Source organism: Streptomyces sp. NPDC127119 (assembly GCF_042677425.1).
GTDB lineage: Bacteria > Actinomycetota > Actinomycetes > Streptomycetales > Streptomycetaceae > Streptomyces.
In genome coordinates this window covers 39677-55046 of sequence record NZ_JBHXTO010000039.1, presented here as the reverse complement: position 1 = coordinate 55046, position 15370 = coordinate 39677, and the positions used below count along the sequence as shown (strand labels likewise).

Here is a 15370-nt window from a genome sequence, read left to right as displayed (position 1 = left end):
CACGTGTTGCCCTACAGAGTTGCGTTCACCGAAGAGGCCGCCCAGGTACGTGACAGCCTGCCCGCCGACCGGCGCGACGTGCTGGAGCGCGGCCTGGCCATACTGGTGACCGAGCCGCGGCACAAGCTCTCCCATTCCGTCCGCGGCGACGAGGCGACGCGCGAGATCGCGCTGTCGCGCAACCTGTTCGTCGAGTACGTGATCAGCGACGGCAAACTGGTCGTCCTCGTGCTCACCCTCATCGACCTCACCGACGTGCTGATCGAGGACTGACACCCGGCCGCCGCGCGGGGTTACGCTGCCGATCATGCTTGTCGCCGCCGCCGTGTGCCCCTGTCCGCCCCTGCTCGTGCCCGACGTGGCCGCGGGGGCCGCGCCCGAACTCGACGCCGCACGTGCCGCCTGCACGGACGCCCTGGGGGTACTGGCCGCCGCCCGCCCGGACCGGCTGGTGGTCGTCGGACCCGCCGAGGAGAGCGGGCGCGGGCCGCATCCGGAGGGTTCGCACGGTTCGTTCCGCGGCTTCGGTGTCGACCTCGACGTGCGGCTCGGCGGGAACGGGAGCCTGAACGGAACCGGGGCGTCCGAGAGCCCGGCCGAGCCCTCCGCCGTGGCCGTCGGACGTGTGCTGCCGGGCTCCCTGGCGGTCGCCGCCTGGCTGCTCGGCCGTACGGACTGGTCCGGTGCTCCCGTCGAGGGCATCGGCGTGGGGGAACCACTGGCCGCCGAGCGGTGTATCCAGGTCGGGCAGCAGATCGCCGCCGGGCCCGGGAGAGTGGCACTGCTGGTGATGGGCGACTCCAGCGCGTGCCGCACGCTCAAGGCGCCCGGCTACCTGGACGAGCGGGCGGCCGGCTTCGACGCGGAGATCGCGCGTGCGCTGGGAACGGCCGACGTGGCCGCCCTGAAGTCCCTGGACGCGGAGCTGGCACACGAACTGAAGGCGTCGGGCCGGGCCCCCTGGCAGGTACTGGCGGGCGCGGCCCAGGACGCGGCCCTGAACGGCACCCTGCTGTACGAGGACGCCCCCTACGGTGTCGGCTACATGGTCGCGACCTGGTCGTAGCGTCACGGGGTGCGGGTGCGGGTGCGAAGTCAAAAGATTGCGCAGTTCCCCGCGCCCCTGGGGTCCGCCCGCCCATTGAATCTGCAGGCCGGTGGGGGTTGCTCGCGCAGTTCCCCGCGCCCCTGAAAGCGAAAGACTGCGCGAGGGATCAGAGGGCAGGGCTGGGCTGGGGACGGGGTTAGGGGCGATCGCGCCGAGCGCCTGCCAGCCCCGCCCCTGCCGGGCCCCTCGGGGGCGCGGGGAACCGCGCGCTCAGCCACAGTGCACCCGCAGTCGAAAAACGCCCTTCGCGGCCCGCACGGCCGGCACAACCCGAAGCGCCCCGCGTCCGTGCGAACACGGCGGACGCCCCGGAGCCACGATCGCTCCGAGGCCGTCCGCCGAAGTGTGGTCGCGCCGAACGCCGAGCGTGAGCCTCACGCGCGCGACGAAGGCGTCACGCTGTCACTGACGGGCGTTCTCGCCGACCTCGCTGTCGGCCGCCTTCTCGGCGGACTGCTGCTTGGGGATCTCGACGGCCTCCACCGCGGCCTCGCCGCTCTCGGCGGACTCCGCAGCCGCACCAGCCGCACCAGCCGCCACGGACGTGGTCGCGGTCGCGGACGCGCTCGAAGAAGCGGCCTCGACCTCGGCGCCCGGCTCGACGGGAGCGGCGTCGGCATCGGACTCGCCGGCCGCGGCCTCCGCGTCGGCCGAAACCGGTTCAGCCCCCGCTTCCGTCTGCTTCTCCGTCTCGGATCCGGCCTTCAGACCGTCCGTCTGCGCCTCGGCGGCCGACGCCTCCTCAGACCCTTGGGATTCAGACCTCTCTTTGCGAAGAAGCCATGCAAAAACACCCATTTCGTCTCCATACCCTGCTCGTGTGGGCGAAATTCCGCGTCGCCCGGTGCGTCCCATTGCGTCGCCCGGGGTCACCGGTCCTCGAAACCGGCGGCTGGAACCTCGCAACAGGCAACGACCCCGGCCCCGTGCCGTCACGTAGCTCGTTCGAGAAGTGGGCCCGAGGTTTGCGAGACTGTGACGGTGAGTAGAGCAGCTCCCGCTCCGCGGGTCATCGCCGTCGTAGGTCCCACCGCGGCCGGTAAGTCCGATCTTGGCGTCCATCTCGCCCAGCGCCTCGGCGGTGAGGTCGTCAACGCAGACTCGATGCAGCTCTACCGGGGGATGGACATCGGCACCGCCAAGCTGACGCCCGAGGAGCGCGGCGGTGTTCCCCACCACCTGTTGGACATCTGGGACGTGACGGTGACGGCGAGCGTCGCCGAGTACCAGCGGCTCGCGCGCATCCGCATCGACGCGCTGCTCGCGGAGGGCCGCTGGCCGATCCTCGTCGGCGGCTCCGGCCTGTACGTCCGGGGTGCCGTCGACAACCTCCAATTCCCCGGTACGGATCCCGAGGTACGGGCCCGTCTGGAGGAGGAGCTCACCCTCCGGGGCTCCGGCGCCCTGCACGCCCGGCTGGCCGTCGCCGACCCCGAGGCCGCCCACGCGATCCTGCCGAGCAACGGCCGCCGTATCGTCCGGGCCCTCGAAGTCATCGAGATCACCGGCAGGCCCTTCACCGCCAACCTTCCGGGCCACGACTCCGTCTACGACACCCTGCAGATCGGTGTCGACGTGGCGCGCCCCGAACTCGACGAGCGCATCGCCCGCCGCGTGGACCGCATGTGGGAGGGCGGCCTCGGTGAGGAAGTGCGCGCACTGGAGGCGCAAGGGTTGCGTGAGGGGCGTACGGCGTCGCGCGCGCTCGGCTACCAGCAGATGCTCACGGCGCTCTCCGGGGAGTGCACCGACGACGAGGCGCGGGCCGAGACCGTACGTGCCACCAAGCGCTTCGCGCGCCGTCAGGATTCCTGGTTCAGACGCGATCCGCGGGTGCATTGGCTCAGTGGGGCCGCAGCGGATCTCACAGAACTTCCGCAGCTTGCGCTGGCGTTGGTCGAACGACCGGTCACAGCCTGATCACGTCCTGGCATCGGGACGCTCCGGCCGTCATCCGGGCCTCTGCGACCGTGCCATCATCGAGCTTCGATCGACCAAGTGGAGTCCGAGTGGGGAGGGCGCGTGGCGATGGAGGCCGGCCCTCGTGACACCGCACCAGGCGCGGAGCAGGACACCGTCACAGGCGGGGTGCACGACACCGCACAGGACCAGCAGGACCCCGACGGGGACCGGCTGAGCCCGGACGGCCCCGACGAGATCATCGGCGGTGTGACCGCGGACGGTCCCGAGCCCGACGAGATGTACCCGGGGCCCGAGGTCGAGGTGGAGCTGCGCCCGCAGCGCCGCATGCGCATCTGGCAGCTCGCTCCCATCGTGAGCCTCGCCGCTCTCGGCTCCCTGATGTTCGCCTTCCCGCTGGCCTTCGACTTCGGCGACAGCGGAGCCATGATCGCCATGCTCGGCCTGCTGCTCTGCTCCTGCGCCGCGGGCTGGGGGATGATGGCCGCCCGCCGCGTGGGTTACACGTGGCCCGGCGTGCCGCAGCGCGGTTCCGGCCGCCGCCCCGACTGGCGCGTCGCGATCGCGTACGCCGTCCTCGTCGCCGCGGTCGTGGTGCTCGCGGTGTGGCGCGTGGCCCGCCTGCGCTGAGGCGCTCAGGGAATCCTCCTGGCCCGTCGTGGCAGGGCGTTGCGCCCGCGCTGTCGTCGGTCGGCCCGGTCGGCAGGGCTGCCGCGGCCGGCAGACATGCCGGGCTGTCGTACCGACCCCTTACGATCGAGGAATGAGCACGCGGATCGCCTTCCTCAAGGGGCACGGGACCGAGAACGACTTCGTGATCGTCCCGGATCCCGAGAACACCATCGACCTGCCCCCGGCCACCGCCGCGGCCCTGTGCGACCGCCGCGCGGGCATCGGCGGGGACGGCCTGCTGCACGTCGTACGGTCCGCCGCGCACCCCGAGGCGCGCTCGATGGCGGCGGAAGCGGAATGGTTCATGGACTACCGCAACGGCGACGGCTCGATCGCGGAGATGTGCGGCAACGGAGTGCGTGTGTTCGCGCGCTACCTCCAGCGCGCCGGACATGTGGCGGAAGGTGACATCGCGGTCGCCACGCGCGCGGGCGTGAAGACCGTGCACCTCGCCAAGGAGGGCGACATCACCGTCGGCATGGGCAAGGCGGTCCTCCCCGAGGGCGACGTCACCGTGACCGTCGGAGACCGCAGCTGGCCCGCCCGCAACGTGAACATGGGAAACCCCCACGCCGTCGCCTTCGTGGAGGACCTCGACCACGCCGGACATCTGTACGCCCCACCGCCGTTCAGCCCACTGTCCGCGTACCCGGACGGCGTGAACGTCGAGTTCGTCGTCGACCGTGGCCTTCATCACGTTGCTCTGCGTGTCCATGAGCGGGGCTCGGGAGAGACCCGCTCGTGCGGCACGGGCGCGTGCGCCGTGGCCGTCGCCGCCGCACGCAGGGACGGCGTCGACCCCGCGGTGACCGGCACCCCGGCCACATACGCCGTCGACGTGCCCGGCGGCCGGCTCGTGATCACCGAGCGACCCGACGGCGAGATCGAGATGACCGGGCCCGCGGTGATCGTCGCAGAGGGTGAGATCGACACCGAATGGCTCGAAAACACGACCCCCTGAACCTTCGCTCGAATGGGTGATCCGTTTCACGCTCGGCTAGAGGCGGTCAGTCGGGCGTGGTGGGCTCGGTAGCATCAAGGACCGGCCCGGACGGGGGAACGACGCCATCCCCAGAGCCGCGTACGCCATGGGGCGCCCCGTCCGCCGGTCAACGCAGCCGGAGGTGCCCATGAGTGCGGAGGCCACGAACCCCGCGACGCCCGGCCCCATCACGCCCGCGGTACAGCGCAGGCGGGGCCGCCCCCGGATCGATCTGCGGCGCCTGGGCCGGGCCGCCCTGCTGGGGCCCGCGGGCCGCGACCGGCTGCCCGACGCGATCGGCCATGTGGTCGAGGCCCACCGGGCCCACCACCCCGACGCCGACCTCGACCCGCTGCGCCGCGCTTATGTCCTCGCCGAGTCCTCGCACCGCGGCCAGATGCGCAAGAGCGGCGAGCCGTACATCACGCACCCGCTCGCCGTGACGCTGATCCTCGCCGAACTGGGCGCGGAGACCACGACGTTGACCGCCTCCCTGCTCCACGACACCGTCGAGGACACGGAAGTGACGCTCGATCAGGTGCGCGCCGAGTTCGGCGAGGAGGTCCGCTATCTCGTCGACGGCGTGACGAAGCTGGAAAAGGTCGACTACGGAGCGGCCGCCGAGCCCGAGACGTTCCGCAAGATGCTCGTCGCCACCGGCAGCGACGTCCGCGTGATGTCGATCAAACTCGCCGACCGGCTGCACAACATGCGCACCCTCGGAGTCATGCGGCCCGAGAAGCAGGAACGCATCGCCAAGGTCACCAGTGACGTCCTCATCCCGCTCGCCGAACGCCTGGGCGTCCAGGCGCTCAAGACCGAGCTTGAGGACCTGGTCTTCGCGATCCTGCGCCCCGAGGAGTACGCCCACACCCGCGAACTCATCGTCAAGAACTCCTCGCGCACCGACGACCCCCTCGCCGAGATCGCCGAAGAGGTGCGCGGAGTCCTGCGCGAGGCCGGCCTGCAGGCCGAAGTCCTCATCCGGCCACGGCACTTCGTGTCCGTGCACCGCGTCTCACGCAAACGCGGCGAGCTGCGCGGCGCCGACTTCGGCCGCCTGCTGGTCCTCGTGAACGAGGACGCCGACTGTTACGGGGTCCTCGGCGAACTGCACACCTGTCTCACCCCGGTGGTCTCGGAGTTCAAGGACTTCATCGCCGTTCCCAAGTTCAACCTGTACCAGTCGCTGCACACGGCCGTGGCCCGTCCCGACGGACAGGTCGCCGAAGTCCTCATCCGTACGCACCAGATGCACAAGGTCGCCGAGGCCGGCGTCATCGCGCTCGGCAATCCCTACGCCTCTCCTGCGGACTCCGTGGATTCCGCGGAGGAGCAGGCCTACGGGGACGGCTCCCGCGCCGCCGACGGCGAGCGTGCCGACCCCACCCGACCCGGCTGGCTGTCCCGTCTCCTCGACTGGCAGGAGGCCGCGCCGGACCCCGACACGTTCTGGTCCACGCTCCGCGAGGACCTTGCGCAGGACCGGGAGATCACGGTCTTCCGTCCCGACGGAGGCACACTCGGACTGCCCGCGGGCGCCAGCTGTGTGGACGCCGCCTACGCCCAGTACGGGGAGGACGCGCACGCCTGCATCGGCGTACGCGTCAACGGCCGCCTGGCGAGGCTGAGCACGGTTCTGAGCGACGGCGACACCGTTCAACTGCTCATGGGCCAGGACGCTGCCTCGGAGCCCTCCAGGGAGTGGCTGGAGCACGCGCACACGCCCGTCGCGCGCATCGCCATCACCCGCTGGCTGGCCGCGCACCCGGCGTCCGCCGCACCGTCCGAAGCCCCCGCCGAGACCCGCCGCCCGGCCGCTGACGGGCCCGCCGCGCGCCCGGCCGCCGCGGACGTCGTCGCCGACCGGCCCGGCGCGACCGTACGTCTCGCGGGCTGCTGTACGCCCGTACCGCCCGACGGGATCACCGGGTTCTCCGTGCGCGGGGGAGTGGTGACCGTGCACCGCGTGGAGTGCGCCGCGGTGGAGCGCATGAAGAGTGTGGGGCGCGCGGAGGTCGAGGTGCGCTGGGGTGACAGCAGTGAGTGCCGGGTCACGCTCTTCGCGGAATCCTTCGGGCGGCCCCATCTGCTCGCCGACCTCACCGAAGCGATCGCCCTGGAGGGCGTTGCCATCGTCTCGGCGACCGTCGAACCGCCCAGTCAGCAGCGCGTACGCCATACGTACACGCTGCAGCTTCCTGATGCCGCGCATCTTCCCGCCCTCATGCGGGCGATGCGGAACGTTCCTGGCGTCTTCGATGTCAGCCGGGCGCATCACCAGTCGGCGGCTTCGTAGCCGGCCGTCGCGGGCTTTTACGGCGCCTGCCCTGCGCGGGCGGTCGGGTCGCAGGGTGCGGGTGCGTCGTGGCTGGTCGCGCAGTTCCCCGTGCCCCTAAAAGCAAAAAGATTGCGCCGTTGCCCGCGGCCCTGAAGGCGAAAGGCCGCGCCGTTGCCCGCGGCCCTGAAGGTCAACGACTGCGCCTGCCCCCGCGCCCCTGAAGACGAGAGACCGCGCCGTCTTCCGGGTCCCTCCGCGCCTCTGCAGCCAAACCTGGAGGCAAAACGGCATGCCCCCGCTCGCCGGTGCCGGGCACCAGAGACTCCCCCAGGGGACGTGAGCGCGGCCGTTCGGGTGGCTTCGGTGCGAGTCGGCATTGCGGGCCACCGGCGCGCTGATAGCCGTGGTCCATGCTGCGCACCCGCACCACCACCCCCCACAGCGCCGGGACGCCGGCCCCCACGGCCCCCCGACAGCGACGGCAGCGCCGGTTCAGTACCGCGCTGCTCGCCTCCGCCGCCTCCGTCTGCCTCATCGCCGCGAGCGCCCCCGCACCGTCACCGCTCGGTATCGGCGACCGTCTCTTTCCCCACCTGGGCAACCCCGGGTACGACGTCACCGCGTACGACCTGGCGTTCACCTACTCCGGAAGCAACACCAAGCCGCTGCCGGCCGTCACTGTCATCGAGGCCCGAACGACGGAATGGCTGGAACAGTTCAATCTTGACTACTCGCACGGAACAGTGCGATCCGTCGAGGTCGACGGCGAGCCCGCGGAGTTCCGCAGCGTCGGCGAGGACCTGGTCGTCACGCCAGTTGAAACGCTGCCGCCCGGCATCCCGATGCGTGTCACCGTGCACCACGACAGCGACCCGGTCTCCACGAAGGACCAGCAGAGCGGCTGGGTGCAGACGAAGGACGGTCTGGCGATGGCCAACCAGGCCGACGCCGGACACCGCGTCTTCCCCGGCAACGACCATCCTTCGGACAAGGCGATGTTCAGCATCCGGGTCACCGTCCCCGACGGTTACACGGCCGTCGCCAACGGACTCCCCGTAGGGGCGACCCGCCGGGCCGCGGGCACCACCTGGACCTACCGCACCGAACACCCCATGGCCACCGAGCTGGCCCAGGTGTCCATCGGCCGCTCCTCCGTAGTGCGCCGAAACGGCCCCGACGGCCTCCCCGTACGCGATGTGGTCCCCACCAAGGACCGCGAGCTCCTGGAGCCGTGGCTCAAGAAGACCCCCGACCAGATCGCCTGGATGCAGGGGAAGGTCGGCGATTACCCCTTCGAGACGTACGGGTTGCTCATCGCCGAGGCACGTACCGGTTTCGAACTGGAGACACAGACGCTCTCCCTCTTCGAGCGGGAACTCTTCGCCCGGTCCGAGTACCCGAAGTGGTACGTCGAGTCGATCATGGTGCACGAACTGGCCCACCAGTGGTTCGGTGACAGCGTCTCCCCGCGCACCTGGTCCGACCTGTGGCTCAACGAAGGACACGCCACCTGGTACGAGGCCCTCTTCGCCGAGGAGAAGGCGGACCGGCCCATGGAGGCCCGGATGAAGGCCGCCTACCGGTCGTCCGACACCTGGCGCAGGGCCGGCGGGCCGCCCGCCGCCCCGAAGGAGGCCGAGCCCGGCGAGAAGCTCAGCATCTTCCGCCCGAACGTCTACGACGGCAGCGCCCTCGTCCTGTACGCGCTGCGCGAGGAGATCGGCCGCCCGGCCTTCGAGCAGCTGGAGCGCACCTGGGTGAGCACCCACCACGACGGTGTCGCCGACACCGCGGACTTCGAGCGTCTGGCCACGGGCATCGCGGACCGCGATCTGAGCGGCTTCTTCAAGGCGTGGCTCTACGCGGAGAAGACCCCGCCCATGCCCGGACACCCGGAGTGGAAGAGCGCGGCGCCCGCCGAGAAGGCCGCCAAGCGCGCGGGGTGACCCCGGCGCGGCGCGCCCGGTGATTCCCGCACGGCGTGCCCCGTAACCCCCGGGAATTGGAGTGACGAGACGGGGCGTGCCGTGCGAACATCTTCACGTCGGCGACACTTCAGGTCGGCGGCGCGGCCCCGTGGCCCCGGGCGGGAATCTCCCGGCGGCCCCGGGCGTTGAGCTGGTGACGGGCGAGGAGTCCGTCACCCCGGTATCCCCATCGACGTAAGGACCCAATGACCTCCTCTTCTTCCCCTTCCCAGGACACACAGAGCGTTGCGCAGAACCACCCCGACGGTCTTCGGGCCGATGCCCTGATGGAAGAGGACGTCGCCTGGAGCCATGAGATCGACGGAGAGCGGGACGGCGACCAGTTCGACCGCTCCGAGCGTGCGGCCCTGCGCCGCGTCGCGGGCCTCTCCACCGAGCTTGAGGACGTCACCGAGGTCGAGTACCGACAGCTCCGTCTGGAGCGCGTGGTGCTCGTCGGTGTGTGGACCTCGGGGACCGCGACCGACGCGGACAACTCACTGGCCGAGCTGGCCGCCCTCGCGGAGACCGCGGGAGCGCTCGTGCTCGACGGGGTCATCCAGCGCCGGGACAAGCCGGACGCGGCCACGTACATCGGTTCCGGCAAGGCCAACGAGCTGCGGGACATCGTGCTCGAAACCGGCGCGGACACCGTCATCTGCGACGGTGAACTGTCTCCGGGCCAGCTCATCCACCTCGAAGACGTCGTCAAGGTCAAGGTCATCGACCGGACGGCCCTGATCCTCGACATCTTCGCCCAGCACGCCAAGTCCCGTGAGGGCAAGGCGCAGGTCGCTCTGGCGCAGATGCAGTACATGCTGCCGAGGCTCCGTGGCTGGGGTCAGTCGCTGTCCCGTCAGATGGGCGGCGGCTCGGGAGGTGGCCTCGCCACCCGTGGTCCCGGTGAGACCAAGATCGAGACCGACCGGCGTCGTATCCGCGAGAAGATGGCGAAGATGCGCCGGGAGATCGCGGACATGAAGACCGGCCGCGACATCAAGCGCCAGGAGCGCCGCCGGAACAAGGTGCCCTCGGTTGCGATCGCCGGTTACACCAACGCGGGCAAGTCCTCCCTGCTCAACCGCCTCACGGGCGCGGGCGTACTCGTCGAGAACTCACTGTTCGCGACCCTCGACCCGACCGTGCGCCGGGCCGAGACCCCGAGCGGACGGTTGTACACGCTGGCGGACACCGTCGGCTTCGTACGGCATCTGCCGCACCACCTCGTCGAGGCGTTCCGCTCCACGATGGAGGAGGTCGGCGACTCCGACCTGATCCTGCACGTGGTGGACGGTTCGCACCCGGCGCCGGAGGAGCAGCTCGCCGCCGTGCGTGAGGTCGTCCGTGACGTGGGCGCCACCAAGGTGCCCGAGATCGTGGTGATCAACAAGGCGGACGCGGCCGACCCGCTGGTGCTCCAGCGGCTGATGCGCAACGAGAAGCGCTCCATCGCGGTCTCGGCCCGTACGGGCCAGGGCATCGCGGAGCTGCTCGCGCTCATCGACGTCGAGCTGCCGCACCCCTCGGTCGAGCTGGAGGCCCTCGTGCCCTACACGCTCGGCCGGCTGGTGGCGCGCGCCCATGCCGACGGCGAGGTCCTCTCCGAGGAGCACACCCCGGAGGGCACCCTGCTGAAGGCGCGGGTCCACGAGGAACTGGCGGCGGAGCTCGCACCGTACGTGCCGGCTCCGGCGGCCTGATCCACGGAGACACAGCAGAAGGCCCGCCCCTCTCGCAGGGGCGGGCCTTCTGGTCGTCGCCTACTTGGCGCCGTACTCCTTGCTCATGTTGTCGTAGATGGCCTTGGCGCCCTTGCCCAGCTGCGGACCGGCCAGCCAGGTGCTGTCGGACGGGCCGATCGACGTGTTCGAGACGAGCACGGTCTTGCCGTCGACCACGCGGAACCAGCCGCCGCCGGACGAACCACCGGTCATCGTGCACCCGATGCGGTACATGGTCGGCAGCCCCGGGTTGAGCGAGAGCCGGCCGGGCCGGTCGACGCACTTGTGCATGATCAGACCGTCGAAGGGTGCCGCTGCCGGGTAGCCCCAGGCCCCCATCGCGCCCGCGTTCCGTGCGACGGGCGTGGAGAAGTCGACGTCCAGCGCGTTGCCGACGGTCTCCTCAAGTGACTTGGAGCCGGTTTCAGGCTTCACGTGCAGCACCGCGTAGTCGTACGGGGCGCCCGATCCGCCCGATTCGGAGCCGCCCTCGATCCACTCGTCGGAGGTCGAGGCCCAGTCCGCCCAGAACTGGCCGTACGGGGCGATCTCCTGCTGCGTGGCGTTGCCCAACTGGGCCTCGGACTTGCCGAGGTCGTTGTAGGCGGGCACGAAGGCGATGTTGCGGTACCAGCCGCCGCCACCGCCGGCGTGCACGCAGTGGCCCGCGGTCCACACGAGGTTGGACTTACCGGGGTTGCGCGGATCCGTGACGACCGTGCCGGAGCAGACCATCGAGCCCTCGGGGGAGTCGAAGAAGACCTTCCCGACCGGCGCGGCGTTCTCGTGGTACGGCGTCTTCTCGCGCGTCGCCGTGACCGGGGCGGGCGCCGGGTCGCTGACGCCCTGCTCGGCCGCCGCGTCCTTCGTGGAGATCGTCTTCTCCGGGTCCTCGGCGGATGTCATCCGCTCGGGCTTCCAGAGACCCTCGATCACCGGGTTGACGAAGTCCTGGGCCTCACTGAGCCACTTGTCCTTGTCCCAGTTCTTCCACTCGCCGTCCTTCCAGTCGTCGACATCGATGCCGTGCTCCTTGAGCCTGTCGGCGATGTCGGCCGGAATTTCGATCTTGTCGGAACCGGAGGACTCGGAACCCTGGGCGGCCGGCTTGTCGGCGGCCTTGTCGTCCCCCGAGTCGCAGGCGGTACCGGTGAGGGCCAGGGCCGCGGCGAGTCCGGCGGCGGCGAGGAAGCGGCCCCGCCCGCGACGTTCCGCGAAGGACGGACGTGTGGAACGCATGGTGTTGTTACCCCCGATAGAACGTGTATTTCCGACCTGCGGGTCGAGCACATGCGGATCGGCCAGCTGTGGCTTCGAGGACGGACGGCGACCGGGCGGTGCGTGTTTCCGTGAGGCCCACCCTGCCGCCGTCCGTCCCCGTGCCGCTACCGCTGTGCCGCGTACTTCTTGCTCACCGCGTCGTAGATCCCCTTGGCCTCCGTGCCCAGGTGCGGACCCGCCAGCCAGCCCGCTGTCACCGGGCCGATCGAGGTGTTGGAGACCAGCGCGGGCTCGCCGTCCGAGCCCGTCGCGACCCAGCCGCCGCCCGAGGAACCGCCGGTCATGGTGCACCCGATGCGGTACATCGTCGGGTTGGACTTGACGAGCGAGAGCCGGCCCGGCTTGTCCGTGCACTGGTACATGGTCTCGCCGTCGAACGGCTTCGCCGCCGGGTAACCGGTCGCGGTGATGTCCCCGACCTCGGACACGGCCGGAGCGTTGAAGTCGACCGGGAGCGCCGAACCAACGGTCTCCTCCAGGGACTTGCCGTCTCCACCCTTCTCCGGCGTCACATGGATGACGGCGAAGTCGTACGAGGCACCCTCGCCGCCCGTCGGGCCGCCCTGCTCGATCCACTGGTCCGAGGTCTGCGCCCAGTTGCCCCACCAGACGCCGTACGGAGCGACCTGCTCCTTGGTGGCGTTCGCGCTCTCGGCCGCCGACATGGCGCTGTCGTTGTAGGAGGGAACAAAGGCGATGTTGCGGTACCAGCCGCCCTTCGCGCCCGCGTGCACGCAGTGGCCGGCCGTCCACACGAGGTTGGACTTGCCCGGGTGGGCCGGGTCCTCGACCACGGTCGCCGAGCAGACCATCGTGCCCTCGGGGGAGTCGAAGAAGACCTTGCCTGCCTCGGGCACGTTCTCGTGGTACGCCGCCGGAACGGCCTGCGCCTCCACCGGCGCCGGCTCGGGGTCGGTCACGCCCTGGTCACCCGAGAGGTCGTTCTCGTCGACACCCTTGCCCTGGTCCGGGTCCTCGGCCTCGCGCATACGGTCCGGGTCCCACAGGTCCGCGATGACCGGGTTGATGTAGTCGCCGGCCTCGCGCAGCCAGTCGTCCTTGTCCCAGTTCTTCCACTCACCGCCCTTCCACTTGTCGATGTCGATGCCGTGCTCTTTGAGCCTGTCCTTGATGTCGTCCGGGATCTGGATCTTGCCGTCACCGGCCGCGGCTGCGGACGTCTCGGCAGCCGCGTCGGCGTCGTTCCCGGCGTCGCAGGCGGTCGTGGTCAGAGCCAGCGCGGTGGCCATGCCAACCGCCGCCAGCACGGGGGAGATTCTGCGGCGCGGGCTCCTCCCTCGAAGGGCGGCGAAGAGCGGGCGTATCGGTCGCATGGTGTGAACTCCCCCTGGAGGTGAACGAACAACTCTGTGCTGCCACATGAGACTTCGTACGGATCCGGGGACCCGTACGTACCCGACGTGACCGTGGGTGCTGATCAGCGAGGATCGCCGAACGGCACCACAGACTATGCCGTTGCTGTGGGGGACTTCCGACGGACCCGCAACGGTTCCGTCACGGCAAGGATCTTAGGTCCGCCGTTGCCCCGCGCGCTCCTCGTCGTTGGTACGTACGGGGGACGTTCCGGCTGCGTTCATTCCCCTGCCGCCCCATCGGGCGGTCCGGCAACTCGCCTCCGCACAGCGTGGCACGGACGGCGTGAACAGCGGGAGGACGGCAGACGTGGCGGTGACGGAGTCCGCGCCCGAGGCGGCGCCCGCGGCACAGGAAGCGGCGGGGGCGCGCGCGATGCACGAGGGGGCTGGGGCGCCCATTCAGGAGAACGCGACGGCGCGCACGGCGTACGAAACCGCGACCGTACGCACGGCGCACGAGAACGCGACGGCGTGCGCGGCGCAAGAAGGCATTCTGCGGCGGCAGTCGGCGCGCGAGTCGGCGGCGCGCACCTACGCGCGCGCCCTGCCGATCGTCCCCGTACGGGCGCGCGGGCTGACCATCGAGGGCGCCGACGGGAGCCGCTATCTCGACTGCCTCTCGGGCGCGGGCACACTCGCCCTCGGCCACAACCACCCGGTCGTCCTGGAGGCCATCCGCAAGGTCCTCGACTCGGGAGCCCCGCTGCACGTCCTGGACCTGGCCACACCCGTCAAGGACGCCTTCACCACCGAGCTGTTCCGCACACTGCCGCCCGGTCTCGCCGACCGCGCGCGGGTGCAGTTCTGCGGCCCCGCGGGCACGGACGCCGTGGAGGCGGCGCTGAAACTGGTCCGCACGGCGACCGGACGCCACGGGATCCTCGCCTTCACGGGCGCCTATCACGGGATGACGGAGGGGGCGCTCGCAGCATCCGGAGGCGCCCCGGACGTACGCGTCACCCGCCTGCCCTACCCGCAGGACTACCGCTGCCCGTTCGGCGTCGGAGGCGAGCAAGGGGCCGAACTCGCCGCCCGCTGGACGCAGTCCCTCCTCGACGACACGAAATCCGGGGTGGCGAGCCCCGCGGGCATGATCCTCGAACCGGTGCAGGGCGAGGGCGGAGTGATCCCGGCCCGCGACGACTGGATGCGGCGGATACGGGAGATCACCGCGGCGCGCTCCATTCCACTGATCGCCGACGAGGTGCAGACGGGGGTCGGCCGGACCGGCACCTTCTGGGCGGTCGAGCACAGCGGCGTCACCCCCGACGTGATGGTCATGTCCAAGGCCATCGGCGGCAGCCTGCCGCTGGCCGTCGTCGTCTACCGCGACGACCTCGACGTATGGGAACCGGGCGCCCACGCCGGCACGTTCCGCGGCAACCAACTCGCCATGGCGGCGGGCGCCGCGACCCTCGCGTACGTCCGCGAGAACGGACTAGCCGAGCGCGCCGCCGCCCTGGGCGACCGCATGATCGGCCAACTCCGCGCTCTGCAGTCCGACTTCAGTTGCGTCGGGGAGGTGCGGGGCAGAGGACTGATGATCGGCGTCGAGTTCGTGGACCCCGAGAAGCCGTCCGCGCCCCCCGGTGGGCCTCCTCCCGCCACGCCCGACCTGGCCGCCGCCGTCCAGCGGGAGTGCCTGCGACGCGGACTGATCGTGGAACTGGGCGGCCGGCACGCCGGCGTGGTGCGCCTGCTCCCACCCCTCACGATCACCGACGAGCAGGCGACCGCGGTACTGGACCGGCTCGCTGACGCGGTCGCCGAAGTGGCGAAGGCGCCCACCGACCGAGGTGCCACGGGCGCCCGGAAGCTGCCGGCCGCGCGCACCGAACAGGCCGTACAGACCGAGCACGCAGGGTAGGGCGGCGGACCTATGGGGGATCCGGGCCCGGCACCGGGAGGCGAGAGCCTCTCCGCTGATGACCTTGGCGACAACCGCCAGGGCTACCGGGCGACGCCCTCCATCTCCCCTTCCCGACCAGGAAACGCACAGGTGTCACCCGTGCCGGAACAGCCCCGGCTCGTCGCCGTACGAGCCTGAACCACCTCCAAGGAA

Annotated in this window: 12 protein-coding genes; 9 read left to right on the top strand and 3 right to left on the bottom strand. The window is 70.8% G+C overall.

All coding sequences use genetic code 11. From position 1 onward, the window contains the following. The first annotated feature begins 3 nt into the window (after positions 1-3). Complete coding sequence (locus ACFVH5_RS19125; protein WP_210889269.1) at positions 4-273, top strand: hypothetical protein; 270 nt, start codon at positions 4-6, stop codon at positions 271-273. Positions 274-307: 34 nt separating this feature from the next. Continuing rightward, complete coding sequence (locus tag ACFVH5_RS19120; RefSeq protein WP_385834832.1) at positions 308-1066, top strand: class III extradiol dioxygenase subunit B-like domain-containing protein; 759 nt, start codon at positions 308-310, stop codon at positions 1064-1066. Positions 1067-1510: 444 nt separating this feature from the next. Here the strand turns inward: ACFVH5_RS19120 and ACFVH5_RS19115 are convergent, their stop codons facing one another. Beyond that, a complete protein-coding gene (locus tag ACFVH5_RS19115) occupies positions 1511-1906 on the bottom strand; it encodes a hypothetical protein (protein ID WP_385834831.1) in 396 nt (131 codons plus the stop codon). Between the two features lie 183 nt (positions 1907-2089). Between ACFVH5_RS19115 and miaA the strand changes: the two genes are divergently transcribed. The 6 genes from miaA to hflX all read left to right on the top strand — a co-directional run bounded on the left by miaA (position 2090) and on the right by hflX (position 10630). Then, positions 2090-3028 carry a tRNA (adenosine(37)-N6)-dimethylallyltransferase MiaA gene (gene miaA / locus ACFVH5_RS19110; RefSeq protein WP_385834830.1) on the top strand — a complete coding sequence of 313 codons (939 nt, stop codon included), beginning with the start codon at positions 2090-2092 and terminating at the stop codon, positions 3026-3028. Between the two features lie 108 nt (positions 3029-3136). Continuing rightward, a complete protein-coding gene (locus tag ACFVH5_RS19105; protein ID WP_384798828.1) occupies positions 3137-3658 on the top strand; it encodes a hypothetical protein in 522 nt (173 codons plus the stop codon). A 133-nt stretch (positions 3659-3791) separates the two neighbouring features. After that, positions 3792-4661, top strand: coding sequence for a diaminopimelate epimerase (gene dapF / locus ACFVH5_RS19100; RefSeq protein WP_385834828.1), 870 nt, complete (start codon positions 3792-3794; stop codon positions 4659-4661). Between the two features lie 169 nt (positions 4662-4830). Further along, positions 4831-6981, top strand: coding sequence for a RelA/SpoT family protein (locus ACFVH5_RS19095; protein ID WP_385834827.1), 2151 nt, complete (start codon positions 4831-4833; stop codon positions 6979-6981). 392 nt (positions 6982-7373) lie between these two features. Beyond that, a complete protein-coding gene (locus ACFVH5_RS19090) occupies positions 7374-8909 on the top strand; it encodes a M1 family metallopeptidase (protein ID WP_385834826.1) in 1536 nt (511 codons plus the stop codon). Between the two features lie 227 nt (positions 8910-9136). Then, a complete protein-coding gene (gene hflX / locus ACFVH5_RS19085; RefSeq protein ID WP_384798710.1) occupies positions 9137-10630 on the top strand; it encodes a GTPase HflX in 1494 nt (497 codons plus the stop codon). A 60-nt stretch (positions 10631-10690) separates the two neighbouring features. On the opposite strand, the gene ACFVH5_RS19080 is transcribed toward hflX, so the two are convergent. Both ACFVH5_RS19080 and ACFVH5_RS19075 read right to left on the bottom strand, forming a co-directional pair. Further along, positions 10691-11890: a trypsin-like serine peptidase gene (locus ACFVH5_RS19080; protein ID WP_385834825.1), complete on the bottom strand. Its 1200-nt coding sequence runs from the start codon at positions 11888-11890 to the stop codon at positions 10691-10693. Between the two features lie 146 nt (positions 11891-12036). Next, positions 12037-13266: a trypsin-like serine peptidase gene (locus ACFVH5_RS19075; protein WP_384798704.1), complete on the bottom strand. Its 1230-nt coding sequence runs from the start codon at positions 13264-13266 to the stop codon at positions 12037-12039. Between the two features lie 415 nt (positions 13267-13681). On the opposite strand from ACFVH5_RS19075, the gene ACFVH5_RS19070 reads away from it, so the two are divergent. Continuing rightward, on the top strand, positions 13682-15175 hold the full coding sequence (locus tag ACFVH5_RS19070; protein ID WP_385834846.1) for a diaminobutyrate--2-oxoglutarate transaminase family protein: 1494 nt from the start codon (positions 13682-13684) through the stop codon (positions 15173-15175). Positions 15176-15370 lie beyond the last annotated feature (195 nt).